The sequence below is a fragment of the Streptomyces sp. SP17BM10 genome (assembly GCF_036322405.1).
Lineage (GTDB): Bacteria > Actinomycetota > Actinomycetes > Streptomycetales > Streptomycetaceae > Kitasatospora.
Genome location: NZ_JAQYXB010000460.1, coordinates 50,603 through 73,084 on the forward strand (window position 1 = coordinate 50,603; position 22,482 = coordinate 73,084).

Here is a 22,482-nt window from a genome sequence, read left to right on the forward strand (position 1 = left end):
TCCGTCGCGCCTCCGGCGGAGGACCCCGGCGGAGGATCCCTGCGGAGGCCTCAGTCGGAGAAGGTCCGCCCCTCCGCCGCCATCCGCTCCAGCAGCGCGGGCGGCGCGAACCGCTCGCCGTAGGCGGCGGCGAGCTCGCGGGCGCGGGCCGCGAAGCCGGCCGGGCCGCCCTCGTAGCCGTTGATGTACTGGAAGACGCCGCCCGTCCAGGCCGGGAAGCCGATGCCGAGGATGGAGCCGACGTTGGCGTCGGCGACGGAGGTCAGGACGCCCTCCTCCAGGCAGCGCACCGAGTCGAGCGCCTCGCTGAACAGCATGCGCTCCTTGAGGTCCTCGAAGGGCACCTCGGCGTCGGCGCGGGTGAAGTGCTCGCGCAGCCCCGGCCAGAGCCGCCCGCGCCGGCCGTCCTCGCCGTACTCGTAGAAGCCGGCACCGCCGCTGCGGCCGGGGCGGCCGAACTCGTCGACCATGCGGTCGACGACCGCGTCGGCCGGGTGCGGCGTCCAGGTGCCGCCGGCCGCCTCGGAGGCGCGGCGGTACTCGTCGCGGATCTTGCGGGGCAGGGTGAGGGTGAGCTCGTCCATCAGGGAGAGCACCTTGGCGGGGTAGCCGGCCTGGGCCGCGGCCTGCTCGATGCTGGCGGGCTCGATGCCCTCGCCGACCATGGCGACGCCCTCGTTGAGGAACTGGCCGATCACCCGGGAGGTGAAGAAGCCGCGCGAGTCGTTGACGACGATCGGGGTCTTGTCGATCTGCCGCACGAGGTCGAAGGCGCGGGCGAGGGCCTCGTCGCCGGTCTGCGGACCGCGGATGATCTCGACCAGCCGCATCTTGTCGACCGGTGAGAAGAAGTGCAGGCCGATGAAGTCGCCCACGCGCTGCACGCCCTCGGCCAGCACGCCGATGGGCAGGGTGGAGGTGTTGGAGCAGAGCAGCGCGTCGGGGGCGACGACGCCCTCGATCTCCTGGAACACCTTGTGCTTCAGCTCGGTGTTCTCGAAGACGGCCTCGATCACCGCGTCGCAGCCCGCCAGATCTGCCGGGTCGGCGGTGGGGGTGATCCGGGCGAGCAGTTCGTCGCGCTTGGCCTCGGTGGAGCGGCCCCGGGCGACGGCCTTCTCCAGCAGGCCCGCGCTGTAGGCCTTGCCGCGCTCGGCGGCCTCGACACTGACGTCCTTGAGCACGACCTCGATGCCGGCCTTGGCGCACGCGTAGGCGATGCCGGCGCCCATCATGCCCGCGCCGAGCACGGCGACCTTGCGGACCGTCCGCTTCTCGACGCCCTTCGGGCGGCCGGCGCCCGAGTTGACGGCCTGCATGTCGAAGAACAGGGCCTGGATCATGTTCTTGCTGGTCTGCCCGCAGGCCAGCTCGGTGAAGTAGCGGGCCTCGATCACCATGGCCGTGTCGATGTCCACCTGGGAGCTCTCGACGGCGGCGGCGAGGATGTTGCGCGGGGCAGGGTAGGGCGCGCCGGCCAGCTGCTTGCGCAGGTTGGCCGGGAAGGCCGGCAGGTTGGCGGCGAGCGCCGGGGTCGACGGGGTGCCGCCGGGGATCTTGTAGCCCTTGACGTCCCAGGGCTGGGCGGCGGTCGGATTGGCCGCGATCCAGGCCCGCGCCTTCGCCGCCAGCTCCTCCGGGGTGGCGGCGAGCTCGTGGACGATGCCCTGCTCCAGCGCCTGCGCCGGGCGGTACTGGCGGCCCTGGAGCAGCACCTTGAGGAGGGCGTCGGTGATGCCGAACAGCCGGACCGTGCGGACCACGCCACCGCCGCCCGGCAGCAGGCCGAGGGTCACCTCGGGCAGGCCGATCCGGCTGGCGGGGGTGTCCAGGGCGATCCGGTGGTGGCAGGCGAGCGCGATCTCCAGCCCACCGCCGAGGGCGCTGCCGTTGACGGCCGCGACGACCGGTTTGCCGAGGGTCTCCAGGGCACGCAGCGCGCGCTTGAGCCGCATCGACTTCTCGAAGACGTCGGCGGCGTCCTCGGGGCGGGCGGCGGAGAGCATCCGGAGGTCTCCCCCGGCGAAGAAGGTCTTCTTGCCCGAGGTGACGACGACGCCGCGCAGTTCGTCCGAGGCGGCGAGGCCGGCCAACCGCGCGACGACGGCGTCGAAGTCGGCGGTGAAGGCGTCGTTCATGGTGTTGACGGACTGGGTGGGGTCGTCGAGGACGAGGGTGACCAGGCCGTCCTGGTCCTGCTCCCAGCGGATGGTGGTGGTGTCGCTCATGAGGTCAGGGTCTCCGGGGATCCGAGGAAAAGAGGTGCCGCGCACAGCGCGCCCCGACAAGGGCGGCGGCGGATGACGGGCGGGCTCAGATGCGCTCGACGACGGTGGCGATGCCCATGCCGCCGCCCACGCACAGGGTGACGAGGCCGTAGCGCAGGTCGCGCCGCTCCAGTTCGTCGATCACGGTGCCGATCAGCATCGCCCCGGTGGCACCGAGCGGGTGGCCGAGCGCGATCGCGCCGCCGTTGACGTTCACCTGGTCGTGGCGGAAGCCGAGTTCGCGGATGAAGCGCAGCGCGACGGCGGCGAAGGCCTCGTTGATCTCGACGAGGTCGATGTCGGCGGCGGTGAGCCCGGCCTTGGCGAGGGCCTTGCGGGTGGCCGGGGCGGGGCCGGTGAGCATGATGGTCGGCTCGGAGCCGGAGACGGCGGCGGAGACGATCCGGGCGCGCGGGCGCAGCCCGTACCGCTCGCCGACCTCGCGGTTGCCGATGGCGACCAGCGCGGCGCCGTCCACGATGCCGGAGGAGTTGCCGGCGTGGTGGACGTGGTCGATGGCCTCGACCCAGTGGTACTTCTGCAGGGCGACGGCGTCGAAGCCGCCGGCGTCGCCGATCTGGGCGAAGGAGGGCTTGAGGCCGGCCAGGGTCTCGACCGTGGTGCCGGGACGGATGAACTCGTCGCGGTCCAGGACCACCAGGCCGTTGCGGTCGCGCACCGGGACGACCGAGCGGTCGAAGAGGCCGTCCGCCTGGGCCTTGGCGGCGCGGGCCTGGGACTCGGCGGCGAAGGCGTCCACGTCGGTGCGCGAGAAGCCCTCGATGGTGGCGATGAGGTCGGCGCCGATGCCCTGCGGGGCGAAGTTGGTCTCGTAGGCCGTCATCGGGTCGGCGAACCAGGCGCCGCCGTCGGAGGCCATCTTCACCCGGGACATGGACTCCACGCCGCCCGCCAGAATGAGGTCCTCCCAGCCGGAACGGACCTTGGCGGCGGCCAGGTTGACGGCCTCCAGACCGGAGGCGCAGAAGCGGTTCTCCTGCACGCCGGCGACGGTGTCGGGCAGTCCGGCCGCGATGGCGGCGATCCGGGCGATGTCGGAACCCTGGTCGCCGACCGGGCTGACGACGCCGAGCACGATGTCGTCGATCGCGGCCGGGTCCAGGCCGGGGAAGCGGCCGCGCAGCTCGTGGATCAGGCCGACGACCAGGTCGATCGGCTTGGTGCCGTGCAGCGAGCCGGTGGCCTTGCCCCGGCCGCGCGGGGTGCGGATCGCGTCGTAGACGTACGCTTCGGTGGTCACGGTGGGAACGCCTTTCGGGGCTTCAGGGCTTCGGGACTTCAGGGTTCGGAGCTTCGAGGCTTCGGTGGTTCGGGGCTCGGGGGCCGCAGTGCGCGGGGAGGGCCGGACGGCAGGGGCGTCAGCCCAGGATGGAGCGGCCGACGATCTCCTTCATGATCTCGGTGGTGCCGCCGTAGATGGTCTGGATGCGCCCGTCGGTGAACGCCCGGGCGACCGGGAACTCGCTCATGTACCCGTACCCGCCGTGCAGTTGGAGGCACCGGTCGGCGGTGCGCTTCTGCAGTTCGGTGGCCCACCACTTGGCCATCGAGGCGTCGACCGGGGTGAGGGCGTAGCGGTTGTGCTCGGTGATGCAGCGGTCGACGAACGCCCGGGTGACGGCGCACTCGGTGGCGAGCTCGGCGATCTCGAACCGCACGTGCTGGAGCTTGGCGAGCGGACGGCCGAAGGCCTCGCGCTGCTTGACGTAATCGGTGGTGATCTCGACCAGGTACTCGGCCCCGGCGATCGCGGCGACGGCGATCGCGAGCCGCTCCTGGGCGAGGTTCTGCATCAGGTGGACGAACCCGCCGTTGAGCCGGCCGAGCAGGTTCTCCTTCGGTACCCGGACGTCCTCGAAGAACAGCTCGGCGGTGTCCTGGGACTTCTGGCCGATCTTGTCCAGGTTGCGGCCGCGCTCGAAGCCGGGGGTGCCGCGCTCGACGACGAGCAGGCTCAGGCCGTGGGCACCGCCCTCGGGGGTGGTGCGGGCGACGACGATCACCAGGTCGGCGAGGATGCCGTTGGAGATGAAGGTCTTGGCGCCGTTGAGCAGGTAGTGGTCGCCCTGGTCGACCGCCTGAGTGCGGATGCCCTGGAGGTCGGAGCCGGTGCCGGGCTCGGTCATCGCGATCGCGGTGATGATCTCACCGCTGCAGAAGCCGGGCAGCCAGCGGCGCTTCTGCTCCTCGGTGGCGAGCGAGGTGAGGTAGGGGCCGATGATGTCGTTGTGCAGCCCGATCGCCAGTCCGGGGGCGCCCGCGCGCGCGAACTCCTCGGCCAGCACGGCGGCGTAGCGGAAGTCCGGGGCGCCACCGCCGCCGAACTCCTCGGGGACGGCGATGCCGAGCAGGCCCTGACGGCCGGCCGCCACCCAGACGGAGCGGTCGACGATGCCGGCCTTCTCCCAGCGGTCGTAGTGCGGCAGGACCTCCTTGGCGAGGAACGCCCTGACGGTGTCCCGGAAGTCGTCGTGCTGCTCGGTGAAGATGTCGCGCTGCAACGCTACGCTCCTTGGTCTGCTGCTCGGCCTGCCGCTTGCTCGGCAGCTTGGTCCGCTGCTCGGCCTGCTGCGTCGTTGTCCGGGTCGGGGCTCAGGAGGGGCACGTCCCAGTCGCGGGCCACCTCGGCGGTGTGCGCGCCGGGCCTGGCCGGTGGGCGCCGCAGCGCACCGGGGGTGACGGAGAACCGCGGGGCGGGGGCGGGCTGGGTGACGCCGTCCGCCTCGACGTAGGTGCCGCGCGCCACCAGGTGGGCGTCGGCGGCGGCCTGGCGCATCGTCAGGACGGGCTCCACGCAGGCGTCGGAGCCGGCGAAGACGGCCTCCCACTCGGCGCGGGTGCGGGTGGCGAAGCGTTCGGCGATCAGGGCCCGCAGTTCGGGCCAGCGGGCGTGGTCGTGCTGGCCCGGCGCGTCCGGGCCGAGGCCGAGCAGGCGGGCGAACTCGGCGTAGAAGCGCGGCTCCAGCGCGCCGACGGCGAGGTGACCTCCGTCCCCCGAACGGTAGACCGCGTAGAAGGGGGCGCCGCCGTCGAGCAGGTTCACCCCCCGGCGGTCCTGCCAGTGGCCGGCCGCGAGCAGGCCCCACAGCATGCTGCCGAGGTGGGCGGCGCCGTCCACGATCGCCGCGTCGACGACCTGGCCGGTGCCGGTGGCGCGGGCGTGGTGCAGCGCGGCGAGCAGGCCGACGACGAGGTAGAGCGAGCCGCCCGCGTAGTCGCCGAGCAGGTTGGCGGGGATCCCGGGCGCCTCCTCGGCCCCGCCGGGGGCGGCGACCAGCCCGAGCACGCCGGCGACCGCCGCGTAGCCGATGTCGTGTCCGGCCTGCGCGGAGCGCGGCCCCTCCTGCCCCCAGCCGGTCATCCGGCCGTACACCAGTGCGGGGTTGCGCGCGAGGCAGGCGTCGGGGCCGACGCCGAGCCGCTCGGCGACTCCCGGCCGGTAGCCCTCGATCAGCAGGTCGGCCCGCTCGACGAGGTCGAGCACCCGGGCGGGCCCGTCCGGGGACTTGAGGTCGATCAGCACCGAGCGCTTGTTGCGGTTGGTGACGTCCCGCGCGGGGTCGATGCCGAGGGGCGAGGGATCGGGCCGGTCCACCCGCACCACGTCGGCGCCGAGGTCCGCGAGCAGCATGCCGGCGAACGGCCCCGGCCCGATCCCCGCGAGCTCGACCACCCGCACACCCGCCAACGGGCCGGCACCCGGGGCCGGGGAAGCACTGGTGTCACGCACTGGCTGCAGAACCCTTCGGGGTTTGACAGTAAAGCTGTAACACTCGCGATGATAGAGAAGCGACCCGCCGGTAACAAGACCTCGCCCCCCCAACGCGCCGCACCGGGGCGACCACGGAGGGCTCCTTCGCCCACTGACGGTGCCACCCGGCACCTCAGACACGGTGCGCGACGGGCCCCGACGGTGGACGAGGTGCACGAGGCACTGGGGGCCGGGCGGATCAGCGAGGACATGGCCGGGACGCCTCGGCGATGGCATGGCGGTGGATCCGGCCGGCGAGTGCGGCGTGACGGTGCGAGCCGATCTTGGGAGGCGATTCCGGGAGGCGATTCCGGGAGGCGAGCAGCATGGTAATGACCTAAACTGCGATCGACCTATTACTGATGACACGGGGGGCCGCCATGACCGTTGCCGGACGCACGATCGTCGCCGCGACCGAGCGGCTGCTGCTGACGCGGCCGCAGGACGACGACGTCGAGGCGGTGTTCGCCGTCCACGGGGATCCGGAGACCAACCGGTACAACCCGCACGGGCCGCACCGGGACCGCTCGGAGAGCCGGGCGATGCTGGACGGCTTCCTGGAGCAGTGGACGCGGGACGGGGTCGGGAACTGCGCGGTGGCGACGCGCGAGGAGCCGGGGGTGGTGATCGGGTTCGCGGGGGTGTGCCTCCACACGCTGGACGACGAGCGGGTGTTCAACGTCTACTACCGGTTCCGGCCCACCGCCTGGGGACTCGGGTACGCGGCCGAGGCGGCCCGGGCGGCGCTCGCGGAGGCCGGGCCGCGGTTCCCGGGCGTGCCGGTGACCGCGCTGATCCACGCCGACAACCTGCCGTCGCGGCGGCTGGCCGAGCGCCTCGGGCTCGTCCCGGACCCGGACGGCAGGGTCGACCCGGAGGACCGGCTGATCCACCGGATGCCCTGAGGCCCCGCCCCATCCGCCGCCGCGCTGATGGCCGGATCCCCCGCCAGGGGGAGGGGGATCGTTTCCAGGGCCGACGTGCCGCCCCCGCCTCCGGCGCGACCGTAGGGGCATGAGGAACAAAGAGGATGTGGTGCGGGGCGTCGCGGCCGGAGTCGCGATGGCTTCGACGATGCCCTACCTGACGCTCAAGATGGCGTGGCTGTGCGGGTCAGAGGCCGGCGTGCGCGACCCGGGTGCCATGGACAAGCTCTGGCTGCTCAACCTCATCACCTTCGGCATGGACGTGATCGCCCTGGCGCTCGCGCTCACCTTCGTCCGGCCCTGGGGCCCACGGGTGCGGGCCGGGCTGGTGGCGTTCCCGATGTGGGTGGCGACCGGGCTGCTCGGGACGATCCTGGTGGCCGTGCCGGTGACGCTGCTCGCCGGCCTGGTGCTCGGCCCGGAGCACCGGAACGCGGCGCAGCAGGCCGACGACGGCCTCGCGGGCTGGGTGTTCGGGCTCGTGTACGGCGGGTTCTCGGTGCAGGGCGTGGCGCTGATCCTCGCGTTCGTCCTGTACGCCCGCCGGCGCTGGGCGGGCCTGCTGAGCGAGCGCGTCGGCGACCTGCCCGGCTCCCCCACGCTCGTCGTGCAGCGCGCCTTCGCGGGCGTGGCCGCACTGCTCGGGCTGGGCGTCGCGGTGGTCAGGGCGTACTGGGCGGCGGGCGGGACGGCCGGGCTGCCGCTGCGGTGGGTCGAGGAGCGCAGCAGGTCGGTCGCGACGATGGACGCGGTGACGGCGGTGATGGCGGTGGCCGCGGCGGGAGCGCTGCTGGTGCTGGTGTTCCGGATCGGGCCGGGCCGGCGGCTGCGGACGCCGTTCGCCGTGGCGTGGACCGCGGCCGGGTCGATCTTCGGCTGGGGCTCCTGGCAGTTGGTGGCCTTCGGGAGCACGACGACCGTCCCGGACCTGCCGCACGCGGTGCCCGGGCTGATGGTCCTGGTGGAGGCCGGACAGGTCGTGGCCGGACTGCTGGTCCTGGCGACGGGCGCGATGGCGCTGACCGAACGGGCGGCGGCCGCCGCCGGGAGGCCGCCGGCTGCCGTAGAGTCGCGCGCGTGACCACGGGGGCGGGCAGGTGAACACGGGCGCGCAGGTGCGGCGACAGGGGCGCATCCGGCGGACGGCGGAGACGCTGTTCGGGCGGCGGGCGCGGCTGCGCTGGGTGCACCTGGTGCTCGGCGGCGCCCTGCTGATGCCGTACTGGCTGCTGTCGCAGGTGCTGCTCGGGGCGCTCAACAACAACCAGTCCCACCTGCGTCAACTCCTGCTCCAACTCCTCTCGGTGGGCACCTCGCTGCCGATGGCCGCCGTCACCGCCCTGCTCCCGACCGTCCGCACACTGGAGAGCGCGGCGGCGCGGGCGCTGTGCACGCCCGACCGCCCCGAGGCGCTGGCCACCGGCCCGGCCCGGTCGTGGGCGGCCCGGCGCCGCGCGGCCGGCTGGTACGTGCTGCACCTGTTCCTCGGCGGGGTGGTCTCCGGCATGACGCTGGCCGGGGCGCCGTTCGCGGTCGTGCTGATCCTCGACCTCCCGGGAGCCAACGACCTCACCCACTACTGGGAGCGCGGCTTCCCCGGCTGGATGCTCACCGGCGTCGCCCTCGGCCTGGCCGTCCTGGCCCTGATCGTGGGCACCAACGCCGCCTGCGGCGCGCTGCTCGCCCGCTGGGCGCCGGTCCTGCTCGGCCCGACCCCCGAGGAACGGCTGGCGGTGGCCGAACGCCGGGCCGCCGTGCTCGCCCAGCGCAACCGGCTGGCCCGCGAACTGCACGACTCGGTCGGGCACGCGCTGAGCGCCGTCGGCATCCAGGCCTCGGCGGCGGCCCGGGTGCTGCGCAGCGACCCGGACTTCGCCGCCGAGGCGCTGGCCGCGATCGAGGAGACCGCGCGGGCCGCCGTCACCGAACTCGACACGGTGCTGGGGCTGTTGCGCGAGGAGGACACCGGCGACGGACCGGCCGGCCCCACCCTGGCCGGGCTCGACGACCTGCTGCGCCAGCTCGCCCGCACCGGCGTGCGGGTCGACACCGAGCTCTCCCCCGGCCTGGACCGGTTGCCGCCGGCGGTCTCCTGCGAGGCGTACCGGATCGTCCAGGAGGGCCTGACCAACGTGCTGCGGCACGCCGGGCCCGCGCCGGCCGCGCTGCGGGTGGCCCTGGCGGACGGCCGGCTGGACATCCGACTCACCAACCCCCTGGACAGCCCGCGCCCCGGCCGTCCGAGCCGCCCCGGCGGCGGGCGCGGGCTGCGCGGCATCGAGGAACGGACGGCGGCGCTGCGCGGCGGCAGCGAGGCGGGACCGGCCGAGGACGGGACGGCTTGGCGGCTGGCCGTCTGGCTGCCCACCGGCCGGTAGGAACCGACGGGAACGCGGCCGGACGTCGCCCCGGCTCCGAGCCGACGCCAACCAGACGAGGCACCAATCAACCGACCGCCAACCGACCGACGGGGAAGACGAGATGACGGGCACCATCCGCGTGGTGATCGCGGACGACGAGCGGCTGGTCCGGATGGGCCTGCGGGTGGTGATCGACGCCGAGCCGGACCTCGACGTCGTCGGCGAGGCGGCGGACGGCGCCGAGGTCGTGCCGCTGGTGCGCGAACTACGGCCGGACGTGGTGCTGATGGACGTCCGGATGCCCGGCATCGACGGGATCCGGGCAACGGAGCAGCTGGTCGGCGGGATGGCCGAGCCGCCGCGGATCCTCGTCGTGACCACCTTCGAGCACGACGACCACGTGTACGACGCGCTGCGGGCCGGCGCCGCCGGGTTCCTGCTGAAGCGGGCGCGGGCCGAGGAGATGGTGCAGGCGGTGCGGCTGGTCGCCCGCGGGGACTCGCTGCTGTTCCCGGCGGCCGTCCGGGAGCTCGCCCTGCGCCACGCGCCCGCGGCCGCCCGCGGCGGCCCCGCCCCGGACCGGGGGCCGATCGGGAGGCTGACCGAACGCGAGGCCCAGGTGCTGCGGCTGATGGCCACCGGGCTGAACAACGGGGAGATCGCGCGGGAGTTGGTCGTCAGCCAGGAAACGGTGAAGACCCACGTCGGCAGCGTGCTCGCGAAGCTCGGCGCACGGGACCGCACCCAGGCGGTGATCGCGGCGTACGAGTCGGGGTTCGTGCTGCCGGGCTGAGCCGGGGTTCGTGCTGCCGGCGAGCACCGGTCAGGCGTGGTCGGGGCCGGTCAGCGCCCTCCACGCAGGAATGATTCTTTCGTCCCGCCCCTACCTGCGAGTAGAGTGCTTCGATCCCCTGCCCGTCCGATACCTCCCGTATCGCCTGAAACGAACTGGTGACCGCATGTCAGTCCGGACCCGCCCGGCGCTGTGGTGGCGCGTGGGCATCGCGCTGTCGGCATTCCTCGGTCTGACGCTGGGCAACGCGTCGCTGGTGTACTTCACCGTGCAGAGCAACGTCATCGTGCTCGGCTACTTCATCGGCGCGGCCTACTGGATGCTCGAGCGCGGCACGGTGGACGCGCCCGCGCCCCGGCTGCGCGGCGCCGCCACGCTGTACATCGTCATCACCGGGCTGGTCTCGCACGTCCTGCTCCAGCACGGCGCCAACCCACTGCCGGGGCTGGTCGACGGGCCGGACAGACTGGCGCACTGGTCCTCGTTCTTCCTCCACTACGTGACGCCGGTGATGGTGGTCACGGACTGGCTGCTGCTCAAGCCCCGCAACGCCTCCGCCTGGCGGGACATCCCGCTCTGGCTGGCCTTCCCGCTCGGGTACGCGGCGGTCGTGCTCACCCGCAACGCGCTGTTCGCCGACTTCCCGCTGAAGTACCCGTACTTCTTCTTCGACCCGACCACCAAGGGCTACGGCTACGTCTGGGGTCAGATCGCCATGCTGACGGTCGAGTTCGTCGTGCTCGCCGCAGCCGTGGTCGGCCTGGACCGGCTGGGCACGAAGGTCGCGGGCAAGCTGCGCCCCGCCGCCACCGAGGCGTAGCGCCAACGTCGGGCACCCCGCCGGACCTGCGGGTGCCGGTGGGGTGCCCGACGAGTGGGCCGGGCTCGGGGACTCGGCCCCGAGCCCGGCCCGGCCGGGGCCGGCGGCGGAGCGGCAGTGAGCGGTGAGCGGTGAGGCCTACATCGGGTCCACCGCCCTCAGCTCCCCGTCCAGCTCCAGCCAGCGCGTGACGCCCAGGCCGCGCAGGAACGGCAGGTCGTGGCTGGCCACGATCAGCGCGCCCTGGTAGGCCGCGAGCGCCTCGGTGAGCTGGCGGACGCTGGCGAGGTCCAGGTTGTTGGTCGGCTCGTCGAGCAGCAGGAGTTGCGGCGGCGGGTCGGCCAGCAGTAGGGCGGCCAGGGTGGCCCGGAACCGCTCGCCTCCGGAGAGCGTGGCGGCCGGCTGGTCGGCCCGCCCGCCGCGGAACAGGAAGCGGGCGAGCCGGGCGCGGATCGCGTTCTCCCCGGCGGCGGGGGCGAACCGTTTGACGTTCTGGGCGACGGTGAGCCCGTCGTCCAGGAGGTCGAGCCGCTGGGGCAGGTGGCGCAGCGGCACCGGCGTGGTGACCTCCCCCTCCAGCGGGACGAGTTCGCCCGCGATGGTGCGCAGCAGGGTGGTCTTTCCGCTGCCGTTGCCCCCGACGAGGGCGATCCGCTCGGGGCCGCGCAGGTCGAGGTGGGCGGTGGCGCCGTTCGGCAGCCGGACCTTCTGCAGGGTGAGCACGGTGCGCCCGGGCGGGACGGCGGTGCGCGGGAGGTCGATCCGGATCTCGGCGTCGTCGCGGACCGCCTCCTCCGCGGCGGTGAGCCGCTGCTTGGCCTCCTCCAGGCGCTCGGTGTGCATGCCGGTGAGCCGGCCCGCCGTCTCCTGGCCCTGACGCTTGAGCATGCCGGCGAGGATGTGCGGGTCGTTGCGGGTGACCGAGCGCTTCCTGCCGTAGCCGGCGCTGCGTTCGAGCCGGATGCGGGCGTCGGCGAGGTCCCGCTTCTGGCGCTGGACGTCGGCCTCGGCGTTGCGCAGGAGCCGCTCGGCCGTCTCCTGCTGGGCGGTGAGCGTGCGCTCGTACTCGGTGTGGTTGCCGCCGTACCAGGTGACCCGGCCGTCGCGCAGGTCGGCGATCTGGTCGACGTGTTCGAGCAGTTCGCGGTCGTGGCTGACGATCAGCATGACGCCGCGCCAGCCGGCCACCGTCTCGTACAGCCGCTCACGGGCGCCGCGGTCGAGGTTGTTGGTGGGCTCGTCGAGCAGCAGGACGTCGGGGCGGCGCATCAGCAGGGCGGCCAGCCGAAGCAACACGGCTTCGCCGCCGGAGAGTTCACCGGTGGTGCGGTCGAGGTCGAGCCGCTGCAGGCCGAGCTTGTCGAGGGTGGCGCGGGCGCGCTCCTCGACGTCCCAGTCGTCGCCGACGGCGTCGAAGTGGTGCTGGGCGGTGTCGCCGGACTCGATGGCGTGCAGGGCCTCGCGGGCGGCCCGCACGCCGAGCGCCTCGTCCACGCGCAGGGCGGTGTCGAGCGTCAGCCCCTGGGGCAGGTAGCCGAGTTCGCCCGCGACGCGGACGGTGCCGCCGGAGGGCGTGAGGTCCCCGGCGATCAGCCGCAGCAACGTGGACTTGCCGGCGCCGTTGAGCCCGATCAGGCCGGTGCGGCCGGGGCCGACGGCGAGTTGGAAGCCGTCGAGGACGGACGTGCCGTCGGGCCACTCGAAGTCGAGGTCGGTGCAGAGGACGGCGGTGGTGGGTTGTGCCATGTGGGCCTCCCGGTTGGTTGCTGGTGGAGAACGGGGTGAGCAACACGGGGAGACACCGCGGGTGCGGAAGGGCGCGGGAGGGCTCGGCGGAGAACGGCGGAAGGCCCGCGGAAAGCGGCGGGGAGCAGCGGGAGAACGCCGCAGGAGCCGTGGGGAACCACGGGGGCCGTGACCGAGGTCGCACACCATGACGCACACCGCGCGGCGAAACGGCCTGCGCGGCGGGGCGGTGTCCTGGGACCTCAGTAGTTCAACGGCCTGCTCCTGTTCGGGTGACTGACGGGCCCGACGCTACGGACCCTCCGCACCGCTCCGCAACCGAATTTCCGTCCACCCTGCGGACCGGCGTCGGAACCGGCGGGACGGGCGCACCTGACGGCGGGGCCAAGGTGCCGATCCGGTGCCGATCCCGTGACAGCCTCGTTGCAGTGGGGGGTGGAGGTGAGAACGCCCCTGTGCGGCATGGCAGACTCCTCACCTGCCATACCTGCGGCCCTCGCGGCCGTACCCGCGGATCGGGCCGTATGGCGTTCATTCACAGGGGGAACAGAACACGATGTCATCGATATCCCGGACCACCCGTGCCGCTCTGGGCGCCTCCGTCGTCGCGCTGACGATGGTGCTGGCCTCGGCGTGCGGCCCGGACAACAGCGACAGCTCGAACGGGGCGCAGACCGCGGCGCCCACCACCGCTGCCGCGGCGGGCGACACGGCCAAGCCGGGTGCCGCGCCGATCAAGCTCCCGACGGTCGACGAGATCAAGAAGTGGAAGCCCGAGGACTGGGAGAAGTGGGCCCAGGCCAACGTCATCACCCCGGCCGTCAAGGGCTACTGGGACCTGCAGAAGATCCTCAAGGCCAAGCCGGTCAAGCCGGGCCTGGGCAACCAGCCCACCGGCCAGCCGACCGCGCCGGCCCCGACCGGCGCCGCTCCGGCGCAGCCGACCTCGCAGGCCCCGGCGCAGCCGACCTCGCAGGCCCCGGTCCAGCCGCCGGCCGACGGCGGCAACGACCCGAAGCCGTCCCTGATCCAGATGAAGCCGGTCCCGCACCCGTTCGCGAAGAACCTGAACGTCAACGGGAAGCTGTTCTTCATGGACGGCAACCAGGAGTACGTCTGCTCCGGCACCGTGATCTCCGACCCGGCCAACCCGGGCAAGAGCAACCTGGTGTGGACCGCGAGCCACTGCCTGCACGGCGGCAAGGGCGGCAAGTCGCACACCGACATCGTCTTCGCCCCGGCCTTCAACAGCAACGGCGCGCTCAGCGGCGGCAAGCAGGGCTCGCTGGCGCAGGCCGAGCCGTTCGGCGAGTGGGGCGCCACCGCCGGCATCGTGTCGCCGACCTGGGCCGGCGAGGCCGACCCGGAGAGCGGCGGCCCGTGGAGCCAGTACGACTTCGGCATCATCCGGGTCGCCAACCCGGACGGCGGCGGCAAGTCGCTGGAGGAGACGGTCGGCGGCTCCGTACCGGTCTGGTTCAACGCCCCGCGCGACCAGATCACCGCGGTGAGCAGCTACGGCTACCCGGCCGCCAAGCCGTTCGACGGCATGGAGCTGGACCACTGCGACGGCCCGAAGCCGGCCCGCCGCACCATCGACCCGTCCCGCCCGGCCATGCTGACCTCCGGCTGCAACGGCACCGGCGGTGACAGCGGCGGCGGCTGGTTCGCGATGAAGGACGGCAAGCAGGTGCTGGTCTCGGACACCTCCATCGGTGGCGAGGACAACACCTGGGAGGCCGGCCCGTACCTGGACGACGTCGCGGCCAAGGCGCTGGACTACATCTCGAAGAAGACCAAGTGACGCGCTGAGCCCACCACCGCGGGGCCCGCTGCCGGAAACGGCCGCGGGCCCCGCGCCTTTCCGCCCCGCCCCGCGCCTTTCCGCCCCGCCCCGCTCCGGTCGGGCCGGCCCCGCAGCGTCCCGCCCGGACCCGCGGCTTTCCCGCCCGGGTCCGCGGCTTTTCCGCCCGGGCCCTGCGGCTCCGTAGAATCGACCCCATCATGAGCGCCACACTCGTAGTCAAGGACCTCAGCGCCGGTCACGGCGAACGCACCCTCTTCTCCGACCTGGACCTGGTCGTCGCCCCCGGCGACGTGATCGGCCTGGTCGGCGTGAACGGCGCCGGCAAGTCGACCCTGCTGCGGCTGCTGGCCGGACTGGACACCCCCGAGGCGGGTTCGCTGCGGCTCAGTCCGGCGAGCGCCAACGTCGGCCACCTGCCGCAGGAGCCGGAGCGCCGCGACGGCGAGTCGGTGCGCGACTTCCTGGCCCGCCGCACCGGCGTCGCGGCCGCGCAGGCCGAGCTGGACGCCGCCACCGAGGGCCTGGTCGAGGGCCGCCCGGGCGCCGACGACGCGTACGCGACCAGCCTGGACCGCTGGCTCGACCTCGGCGGCGCCGACCTGGAGGAGCGCGCCGAGGAGGTCGCCGACTCGCTCGGCCTGAAGGTGTCGCTCGACCTGCCGATGACGGCGCTGTCCGGCGGCCAGGCCGCCCGGGCCGGCCTCGCCTCGCTGCTGCTCTCCCGCTACGACGTCTTCCTGCTCGACGAGCCCACCAACGACCTCGACCTGGACGGCCTGGAGCGGCTGGAGGCCTTCGTCAAGGGCCTGCGCGCCGGCACCGTGCTGATCAGCCACGACCGCGAGTTCCTGGCCCGGACGGTCACCAAGGTGCTGGAGCTGGACCTCCACCAGCAGCAGGTCAACCTGTACGGCGGCGGCTACGAGGCGTACCTGGAGGAGCGGGCGGTGGCCCGTCGGCACGCCCGCGAGGAGTACGAGGGGTACGCCGACACCAAGGCCTCGCTGGAGGCCCGCGCCCAGATGCAGCGCAACTGGATGGAGCACGGCGTGCGCAACGCCCGCCGCAAGGGCGGGGACAACGACAAGAAGGCCCGCGCCACGCGCGCCGAGTCCACCGAGAAGCAGGCCTCCAAGGCCCGGCAGACCCAGCGGATGATCGAGCGGCTGGACGTGGTCGAGGAGCCGCGCAAGGAGTGGGAGCTGCGGATGGAGATCGCCGCCGCGCCGCGCTCCGGCTCCGTCGTCGCCACCCTGCGCGCGGCCGTCGCCCGCCGCGGCGACTTCGCCTTCGGCCCGGTGGACCTGCAGATCGACTGGGCCGACCGGGTCGCGATCACCGGTGCCAACGGCGCGGGCAAGTCCACGCTGCTGGCCGCCCTGCTCGGCCGGCTCGAACTCGACGGCGGCAGCGCGGTGCTGGGCTCGGGCGTCGTGGTCGGCGAGGTCGACCAGGCGCGCGGGCACATCTTCAAGAACAAGCACAGCCTCGGCGGGGAGCCGCTGGTGGAGGCGTTCGCCGCCGCCGTGCCGGAGCTGTCGCCGGAGGACGTGCGCACGCTGCTCGCCAAGTTCGGCCTGAAGGCCGTGCACGTGCTGCGCCCGGCCGCCACCCTCTCCCCCGGCGAGCGCACGCGCGCCGCACTGGCGCTGCTCCAGGCGCGCGGGGTCAACCTGCTCGTGCTGGACGAGCCCACCAACCACCTTGACCTGCCCGCGATCGAGCAGCTGGAGTCCGCCCTCGCGTCGTACACCGGCACGCTGCTGCTGGTCACGCACGACCGGCGGATGCTGGACACCGTCGCGGTGAACCGGCGTCTGGAGGTCCGGGACGGCCGGGTGCACGAGCTGTAGCCGTTCCGAACGCACCACGCACCACGCACCACGCACCACGCAGCACGCAGCTCACGGCTCACGGCGGTTCCGCCGGGATTGGTCTCGACCTCTTCCCGGCGGAACCGTCATGTGCTGTGCTGTCCGCCATGGTTGAGAGTGCAGAGAGCGCAGTGCCGCAGACGTCCCACCCGACCGTCCCGCACACCCCGATGGCCGTGCCGGCCCACGAGGCCGAGGCCCGTAGCCGGTCGTTCCACGACGTGATGGCGCGGCGCCGGACCGTCCGCGACTACTCCACCCGCCCGATCCCGGACGGCGTCGTCGAGTGGGCGGTCCGCACCGCCAACACCGCGCCCAGCGGCGCCCACGTGCAGCCGTGGCGGTTCGTGGTGATCACCGACCCGGAGCGCAAACGGCGGCTGCGCGAGGCCGCCGAGGCGGAGGAGCGCGAGTTCTACGCGCACCGGGCCTCGGAGGAGTGGCTGGCGGCGCTGGCGCCGATCGGCACCGACTGGCACAAGCCGTTCCTGGAGGACGCGCCGGCGGTGATCGTCGTGTTCGAGGTGCACAAGGGGCCGAGCTCGCCGCGCCCGTACTACACGAAGGAGTCGGTGGGGATCGCGGTCGGGCTGTTGCTGGCCACGCTGCACCAGGCCGGGCTGGCGACGCTGACGCACACGCCGAGCCCGATGAGGTTCCTGAACGAGGTGTGCGAGCGCCCGGCGGAGGAGCGTGCCGCGTACGTGATCCCGGTCGGCTACCCGGCCGAGGGAGCGCGCGTGCCGGACCTGCGGCGCAAGGAGCTCGACGAGGTGCTCGTGCGGCTCTGACCGGCCGGACGAACGCAGGGCCGGGCGTCCGGCGCGGGCCCCCGCCGGACGCCCGGGCGCGGGACCGCCGCCGGCACGCCTCGCGCGCTTCCGGGTGACGGCGGGCTCCGCTGGTGACAGGTCCCGGCCAAGGACATAATCGCCGTCATGAGCGACGCACAGCCACGGTCCTGTGACCACCACCCGGCGACGCCGGGCGAGGCCACCGCGGGCCGGCCCCCGGAGCTGCTGCGGCTGCCCGGCGGCGTCACGCTGCACCGCCGGCTCAGCGCGCACACGACCGCGCTCAACAAGGCCGTCCGCGCCAACCTGGACCACCTGCGGCCCTGGCTGGAGTGGGCGGCCGAGGCGCCGAGCCGGGCCAGGACCGCGCAGCTGACCAGGGCCGGGGCAGCGGCCTGGGACGCCGGCACCGACTTCATGTACCTGGTCGGGCTGGACGCCGAACCCGGCAGCGTGATCGGCGCGTTCGGCCTGCACGGCCGGATCGGCCCCGGCGCGCTGGAGATCGGCTACTGGGTGAGCGCCCGGCACGTCGGCCGCGGCATCGCGACCACCGGGGCCGGGGCGCTGACCTCGGCCGCGCTGACGCTGCCCGGGATCAGGCGGGTGGAGATCCGCTGCGACCAGGCGAACGGCGCCAGCGCGGCCGTGCCGCGCAAGCTCGGCTACCGGCTGGAGCGGATCGCCGACGCCGCCGTCCGGGCCCCGGCGGAGACCGGACGGCAGCAGGTGTGGGTCATGGAACGCTAGGTGTTCAGTACCGCCCGCCGGTCGCCGACGGGATGGCGTCCAGTTCGGCGAGGTCGGCCGCCGAGAGCACGACGTCGGCCGCGCCGACGTTGTCCACCAGGTAGCGCGGGGTCCGGGTGCCCGGGATCGGGAAGACGTACCGGCCCTGCGCCAGCGTCCAGGCCAGCGCGACCTGCGCGGGCGTCGCGCCGATCCGCCCGGCGACCTCCCCGACCTTCGCGACCAGCGCCAGGTTCGCCTTGAGCGCGTCCTGCTGGAAGCGCGGCAGCTTGCGGCGGAAGTCGTCGGCGGGCAGCTCGTCGAAGGAGGAGATGCTGCCGGTCAGGAAGCCGCGGCCGAGCGGCGAGAACGGCAGGAACGCGATGCCCTGCTCCTCGGTGTAGGGCAGGACGTCGGCCAGCGCGTCCCGGGTCCACAGCGAGAGCTCGGACTGCACGGAGGCCACCGGGTGCACCGACTGCGCCCGCTTGATCTCCTCGACGGTCACCTCGGACAGGCCGATCCGCCGCACCTTTCCGGCCCGGACGAGCTCGGCGAAGGCGCCCCAGGTCTCCTCGATCGGGACGGCCGGGTCGACCCGGTGCAGCTGGTAGAGGTCGACGTGGTCGGTGCCGAGGCGGCGCAGGCTCTCGTCGATCGAGCGGCGCACGTGCTCGGGGCTCCCGTTGCGCTCGCCCTGGCCACTGCCGCCCGGGACGATGCCGACCTTGGTGGCGAGGAACGCGCGCTCGCGGTACGGGCCGGCGAGGGCGGCGCCGACCACCTCCTCGTTGGTGTAGGGCCCGTACATGTCGGCGGTGTCGATCAACGTGACGCCGAGGTCCAGCGCCTGGCGGATCACCTGGACGGACTTCTCGTCGTCCCGGTTCCGCACGTCGTAGGCATGGGTCATCCCCATGCAGCCGAGGCCGAGGACGCCGGTCTCCGGGCCGTTGAGTCCGAACGGGGCGGTGCGCATGTCGGTTCTCCGATCTGGTGGCTCAGTGGGTCAACGGGGAACAGCCTCCACCTTGGAGTGCGCTCGAGGTCAAGCGCCTTCCGGATCACGGACGGGCCGGACGGGACGGGCCGGACGGGACGAGCGGGCGGGACGAGCGGGCGGGCCGGACAGGCCCGACAACGCCCAGGTGAAGGAGTGCGGGCCCTGCCGCAACTGACCCACCCGGCTCCGGGCCCGTCCTGAGCCGTCTCCTCAAGCCCGTCCTAAAACCTGCTCTCGGCGGGCTCCCCGGTCCGGAGAAGTGCTTGACGTGCACAGCTGGTCTAGTCCAGTTTGATCCTCGGCACCCCACGCAGCTCCCCCCGCACCGGACCACGCCCCCAGTCGGCCGCCCGCGCCCCCACGTCCGCGGCGCGGGCGGCCCACCGTCCCCGAGAGGCACCCCCATGCCCAGCGCGCCCCACGACGCCCCCGCGCACCGCCGGTCCCCAGGCCGCACCAAGCTGCTGAGCCTCGCCGCGGCCACCGCGCTCGCGGCCGGCGGCCTCGCCGCCCTCGCCGGGAACGCCGGCGCCGCCGACACCGACCTGCTCGCCAACGCCGGCTTCGAGAGCGGCTCGCTCACCCCATGGAGCTGTTCCGGCGACACCGGCAGCGTCGTCAACTCCGGTGCCCACAGCGGAACCTACGCGCTGAAGGGCGCGGCGAGCGCGAGCGACACCGCTCAGTGCGGCCAGACCGTCAGCGTGCTGCCCAACACCACGTACTCGCTCAGCGCCTGGGTGCAGGGCCGGTACGTGTACCTCGGCGTCACCGGCAACGGCGTCAACGACCCGGCCACCTGGACCCCCGGCGGCGCCGACTGGCAACGGCTGTCGACCGGCTTCACCACCGGCCCGAGCACCACCAGCGTCACCGTCTACCTGCACGGCTGGTACGGGCAGGGCGCCTACCTCGCCGACGACGTCACCCTCACCGGACCCGGCGGCACGGGCCCCAGCCCGACCGCCACCCCGACCGTGACACCCACCGGCACCCCCACCGGCACCCCGACCGGCGGCCCGAGCACCCCGCCACCGAGCGTCGCCCTCCCGGTCGCCCCGTACATCGACATGGGCGCCTGGCCCACGCCGTCCATGCCCGACATGGCCAAGTCCGGGAACCTCAAGGGCTACACGATGGGCTTCGTCACGGGCGTCGGCTGCAAGGCCAGCTGGTTCAACGCCTACGACCCGCGCACCGGCTGGGCCAAGGACCAGGTCGACGCGCTGCGCGCGGCCGGAGGCGACGTCAAGCTCTCGTTCGGCGGCGCCGGCGGCACCGAACTCGCCGCCGCCTGCACCACCGTGGACTCGCTGTTCGCCGAGTACGACGCCGTGGTGAAGGCCTACGACCTGCACTACGTCGACTTCGACATCGAGGGCGCGGCGATCGCCGACACCGCCTCCAACGACCGCCGTTCGGCCGCGCTCGCCAAGCTCCAGCAGGCCCACCCGGGCCTCAGGGTGTCGTTCACCCTGCCCGTCCTGCCGGAGGGCCTGACCTCCGACGGCGTCGCCGTCGTCAAGTCGGCCCGGGACGCGGGCGTGAGGGTCGACCTGGTGAACATCATGGCGATGGACTACTACCGGACCGGCACCGACTACGGCAACGCCGCCGTCCAGGCCGCGCAGGCCCTGTTCGGCCAGCTCAAGGCGCTGTACCCGGCGAAGGCCGACGCGCAGCTGTGGGCCATGGTCGGCGTGACCCCGATGATCGGCGAGAACGACGACCACCAGATCTACAACCAGACCGCCGCGCGGCAACTGGTGACCTTCGCCCAGCAGAACCACCTCGGTCTGCTGGCCTTCTGGGACGCCACCCGGGACGCCAACGCGTGCACCGGCGGTTCGCTCTCCAAGTGCACCAACATCCCGCAGAAGCCGTACGAGTTCGCCGAGATCTTCGCGAAGTACGCGGGCTGACCAGGCGATTCCCCCGCGGCGGGGGCCCACGGCCGGGCCACGGCCGCCGGCCCCCGCCGTTCGCACCCGGCCGGCCCGCAGCCCGGCTTTATTGAGGTCACATCGCCTGCGCCCCTCCGTTACAGTCCGACCCACGGCACGACCACGAGGGGGCGGACATGACGGTCCGGACGATACGAACGGAAGACCACCAGCACGACCCGGCCACCGGCCGCGGCGCCGCGTGCGCCGCGAGCGCCGAGGCCGGCAGCACCGCGGAGACCGTCACCGCCGAGGAACTCGCCGCACTCGGCCGCACCCTGCGCCGCCTGCGCGACCTGCCGCCGCACGACCGCACCCGCCTGCACGCCGAGCGGCAGCTCAGCTCCTTCGTGATGGAGAGCCGCAAGCGCCGCCGCCAGGAGGCCAAGCAGGCCGTCCGCGACGCCGACGCCGCGCTCCTCGCCGCCACCGCGACCGGCGCCCTCGACCGGCGCGAGGACGCCCCGCTGGCCCCGCCCGCCCTGACGAACAGGCCCGTCGGGGAGCTGCGGACACCGCGCCGGTGCTACGTCTGCAAGCGGCAGTACCGCGAGGTCGACGGCTTCTACCACATGCTCTGCCCGGACTGCGCCGCCGACAACACCGCCCGACGCGGCCTCGGCACCGACCTGCGCGGGCGGCGCGCGCTGCTCACCGGCGGCCGGGTCAAGATCGGCTTCCAGCTCGCCCTCATGCTGCTGCGCGACGGCGCCGAGCTGACGGTCACCACGCGCTTCCCGCACGACACCGTCCGCCGGTTCCGCGCCGCCGAGGGCAGCGCGCAGTGGTGGGAGCGGCTCACCGTCGTCGGGATCGACCTGCGCGACCCGCGCCAGGTCCTCGGGCTCACCGAGCAACTGCGCGCCGACGGGCGGCCGTTGGACATCCTGATCAACAACGCCGCGCAGACCCTGCGCCGCCCGCCCGAGTCGTACGCGCTGCTGGCCGCCGGGGAGCACGAGGCGCTGCCCGCCGCCGACCGCCGCGCCGTCGCGCACGCCCCGGGCTTCCGGCCGATGCCCGCGCTCACCGCCGCCTGGCCCGCCGCGGAGCTCGACCCCGCCCCGGCCGCGGCGCACGGGCTGCTCGCCCTGCCCGACGAGGCCGGCCTGCTGCCCGACCTCGCCCCCGGCAACTCGTGGTCCGCCCGGCTCGGCGGGCTCGACCCGGCGGAGGTGCTGGAGACGCAGCTGGTCAACGCGCTGGCCCCGGCCCTGCTCTGCGACCGCCTGCTCCCGCTCCTGCTCGCCTCCCCGCACCCGCGCCGCTACGTCGTCAACGTGACCGCCGTCGAGGGCCGCTTCGCCGTCGCCAACAAGACCGGCGGCCACCCGCACACCAACATGGCCAAGGCCGCCCTCAACATGCTCACCCGCACGAGCGCCGCCGAACTCGCCGACCAGGGCGTGCACATGTGCGCCGTCGACACCGGCTGGATCACCGACGAGAACCCGGCCCCGAAGAAGACCCGGATCGCCGCCCGCGGCTTCCGCACGCCGCTGGACATCGTCGACGGCGCCGCCCGCGTCTACGACCCGATCGTCCGGGGCGAGGCCGGCTCGCCGGTGTCGGGGGTGTTCCTCAAGGACTACCGGGAGGCCGCGTGGTGAAAGCCCGTCCGCCCGGCCGCGGGGCCGGGTACGGTACG

At 73.7% G+C, this 22,482-nt stretch carries 17 protein-coding genes; 11 read left to right on the top strand and 6 right to left on the bottom strand.

Features of this window, described 5'->3' with window-relative positions; genetic code table 11:
* Window positions 1-50 precede the first annotated feature (50 nt).
* From PUR71_RS06190 to PUR71_RS06205, 4 genes are all read right to left on the bottom strand, one after another.
* Complete coding sequence (locus tag PUR71_RS06190; protein ID WP_329925307.1) at window positions 51-2,228, bottom strand: 3-hydroxyacyl-CoA dehydrogenase NAD-binding domain-containing protein; 2,178 nt, start codon at window positions 2,226-2,228, stop codon at window positions 51-53.
* An 85-nt stretch (window positions 2,229-2,313) separates the two neighbouring features.
* Entirely contained in the window at window positions 2,314-3,528 is a 1,215-nt protein-coding gene (locus PUR71_RS06195; protein ID WP_329925308.1) for an acetyl-CoA C-acetyltransferase, read from the bottom strand.
* Between the two features lie 118 nt (window positions 3,529-3,646).
* Window positions 3,647-4,789, bottom strand: coding sequence for an acyl-CoA dehydrogenase family protein (locus PUR71_RS06200; protein ID WP_329925309.1), 1,143 nt, complete (start codon window positions 4,787-4,789; stop codon window positions 3,647-3,649).
* Between the two features lie 2 nt (window positions 4,790-4,791).
* The gene (locus PUR71_RS06205) at window positions 4,792-5,967 is read right to left on the bottom strand and encodes a CaiB/BaiF CoA transferase family protein (RefSeq protein ID WP_329925366.1); all 1,176 of its coding nucleotides are present in this window, start codon (window positions 5,965-5,967) and stop codon (window positions 4,792-4,794) included.
* A 452-nt stretch (window positions 5,968-6,419) separates the two neighbouring features.
* Here PUR71_RS06205 and PUR71_RS06210 point away from each other — a divergent pair, with 452 nt between their 5' ends.
* The 5 genes from PUR71_RS06210 to PUR71_RS06230 all read left to right on the top strand — a co-directional run bounded on the left by PUR71_RS06210 (window position 6,420) and on the right by PUR71_RS06230 (window position 10,938).
* Complete coding sequence (locus tag PUR71_RS06210) at window positions 6,420-6,944, top strand: GNAT family N-acetyltransferase (RefSeq protein ID WP_329925310.1); 525 nt, start codon at window positions 6,420-6,422, stop codon at window positions 6,942-6,944.
* A gap of 109 nt (window positions 6,945-7,053) precedes the next feature.
* Complete coding sequence (locus tag PUR71_RS06215) at window positions 7,054-8,046, top strand: hypothetical protein (RefSeq protein ID WP_329925311.1); 993 nt, start codon at window positions 7,054-7,056, stop codon at window positions 8,044-8,046.
* 16 nt (window positions 8,047-8,062) lie between these two features.
* Window positions 8,063-9,343 (top strand): sensor histidine kinase, encoded by a 1,281-nt coding sequence (locus PUR71_RS06220; protein WP_329925312.1) that lies wholly within the window; start codon window positions 8,063-8,065, stop codon window positions 9,341-9,343.
* Window positions 9,344-9,446: 103 nt separating this feature from the next.
* Window positions 9,447-10,118 carry a response regulator transcription factor gene (locus tag PUR71_RS06225; protein WP_329925313.1) on the top strand — a complete coding sequence of 224 codons (672 nt, stop codon included), beginning with the start codon at window positions 9,447-9,449 and terminating at the stop codon, window positions 10,116-10,118.
* A gap of 166 nt (window positions 10,119-10,284) precedes the next feature.
* The gene (locus PUR71_RS06230; RefSeq protein ID WP_329925314.1) at window positions 10,285-10,938 is read left to right on the top strand and encodes a Pr6Pr family membrane protein; all 654 of its coding nucleotides are present in this window, start codon (window positions 10,285-10,287) and stop codon (window positions 10,936-10,938) included.
* Between the two features lie 138 nt (window positions 10,939-11,076).
* Here PUR71_RS06230 and PUR71_RS06235 read toward each other — a convergent pair whose 3' ends face one another.
* Window positions 11,077-12,684, bottom strand: coding sequence for an ABC-F family ATP-binding cassette domain-containing protein (locus tag PUR71_RS06235; protein ID WP_329925315.1), 1,608 nt, complete (start codon window positions 12,682-12,684; stop codon window positions 11,077-11,079).
* Between the two features lie 556 nt (window positions 12,685-13,240).
* Here PUR71_RS06235 and PUR71_RS06240 point away from each other — a divergent pair.
* The 4 genes from PUR71_RS06240 to PUR71_RS06255 all read left to right on the top strand — a co-directional run bounded on the left by PUR71_RS06240 (window position 13,241) and on the right by PUR71_RS06255 (window position 17,909).
* Window positions 13,241-14,488, top strand: coding sequence for a trypsin-like serine peptidase (locus PUR71_RS06240; RefSeq protein WP_329925316.1), 1,248 nt, complete (start codon window positions 13,241-13,243; stop codon window positions 14,486-14,488).
* A gap of 200 nt (window positions 14,489-14,688) precedes the next feature.
* Complete coding sequence (locus tag PUR71_RS06245; RefSeq protein WP_329925317.1) at window positions 14,689-16,344, top strand: ABC-F family ATP-binding cassette domain-containing protein; 1,656 nt, start codon at window positions 14,689-14,691, stop codon at window positions 16,342-16,344.
* A gap of 128 nt (window positions 16,345-16,472) precedes the next feature.
* Complete coding sequence (locus tag PUR71_RS06250) at window positions 16,473-17,156, top strand: nitroreductase family protein (protein WP_329925318.1); 684 nt, start codon at window positions 16,473-16,475, stop codon at window positions 17,154-17,156.
* A gap of 147 nt (window positions 17,157-17,303) precedes the next feature.
* Complete coding sequence (locus tag PUR71_RS06255; RefSeq protein WP_329925319.1) at window positions 17,304-17,909, top strand: GNAT family N-acetyltransferase; 606 nt, start codon at window positions 17,304-17,306, stop codon at window positions 17,907-17,909.
* Window positions 17,910-17,913: 4 nt separating this feature from the next.
* Here PUR71_RS06255 and PUR71_RS06260 read toward each other — a convergent pair whose 3' ends face one another.
* A complete protein-coding gene (locus PUR71_RS06260) occupies window positions 17,914-18,867 on the bottom strand; it encodes an aldo/keto reductase (protein WP_329925320.1) in 954 nt (317 codons plus the stop codon).
* 428 nt (window positions 18,868-19,295) lie between these two features.
* On the opposite strand from PUR71_RS06260, the gene PUR71_RS06265 reads away from it, so the two are divergent.
* Together PUR71_RS06265 and PUR71_RS06270 are read left to right on the top strand one after the other, a co-directional pair.
* Window positions 19,296-20,813, top strand: a complete 1,518-nt coding sequence (locus tag PUR71_RS06265) for a carbohydrate binding domain-containing protein (RefSeq protein WP_329925321.1) — start codon at window positions 19,296-19,298, stop codon at window positions 20,811-20,813.
* 158 nt (window positions 20,814-20,971) lie between these two features.
* Window positions 20,972-22,444: an SDR family NAD(P)-dependent oxidoreductase gene (locus PUR71_RS06270; protein WP_329925322.1), complete on the top strand. Its 1,473-nt coding sequence runs from the start codon at window positions 20,972-20,974 to the stop codon at window positions 22,442-22,444.
* The last annotated feature ends 38 nt before the right edge of the window (window positions 22,445-22,482 follow it).

Coding starts and splice junctions, on each gene's coding strand:
- PUR71_RS06250 (WP_329925318.1), top strand. CDS start 16,473: ATGGTTGAGAGTGCAGAGAGCGCAGTGCCGCAGACGTCCCACCCGACC.
- PUR71_RS06190 (WP_329925307.1), bottom strand. CDS start 2,228: ATGAGCGACACCACCACCATCCGCTGGGAGCAGGACCAGGACGGCCTG.
- PUR71_RS06270 (WP_329925322.1), top strand. CDS start 20,972: ATGACGGTCCGGACGATACGAACGGAAGACCACCAGCACGACCCGGCC.
- PUR71_RS06215 (WP_329925311.1), top strand. CDS start 7,054: ATGAGGAACAAAGAGGATGTGGTGCGGGGCGTCGCGGCCGGAGTCGCG.
- PUR71_RS06245 (WP_329925317.1), top strand. CDS start 14,689: ATGAGCGCCACACTCGTAGTCAAGGACCTCAGCGCCGGTCACGGCGAA.
- PUR71_RS06260 (WP_329925320.1), bottom strand. CDS start 18,867: ATGCGCACCGCCCCGTTCGGACTCAACGGCCCGGAGACCGGCGTCCTC.
- PUR71_RS06255 (WP_329925319.1), top strand. CDS start 17,304: ATGAGCGACGCACAGCCACGGTCCTGTGACCACCACCCGGCGACGCCG.
- PUR71_RS06265 (WP_329925321.1), top strand. CDS start 19,296: ATGCCCAGCGCGCCCCACGACGCCCCCGCGCACCGCCGGTCCCCAGGC.
- PUR71_RS06230 (WP_329925314.1), top strand. CDS start 10,285: ATGTCAGTCCGGACCCGCCCGGCGCTGTGGTGGCGCGTGGGCATCGCG.
- PUR71_RS06240 (WP_329925316.1), top strand. CDS start 13,241: ATGTCATCGATATCCCGGACCACCCGTGCCGCTCTGGGCGCCTCCGTC.
- PUR71_RS06210 (WP_329925310.1), top strand. CDS start 6,420: ATGACCGTTGCCGGACGCACGATCGTCGCCGCGACCGAGCGGCTGCTG.
- PUR71_RS06225 (WP_329925313.1), top strand. CDS start 9,447: ATGACGGGCACCATCCGCGTGGTGATCGCGGACGACGAGCGGCTGGTC.
- PUR71_RS06235 (WP_329925315.1), bottom strand. CDS start 12,684: ATGGCACAACCCACCACCGCCGTCCTCTGCACCGACCTCGACTTCGAG.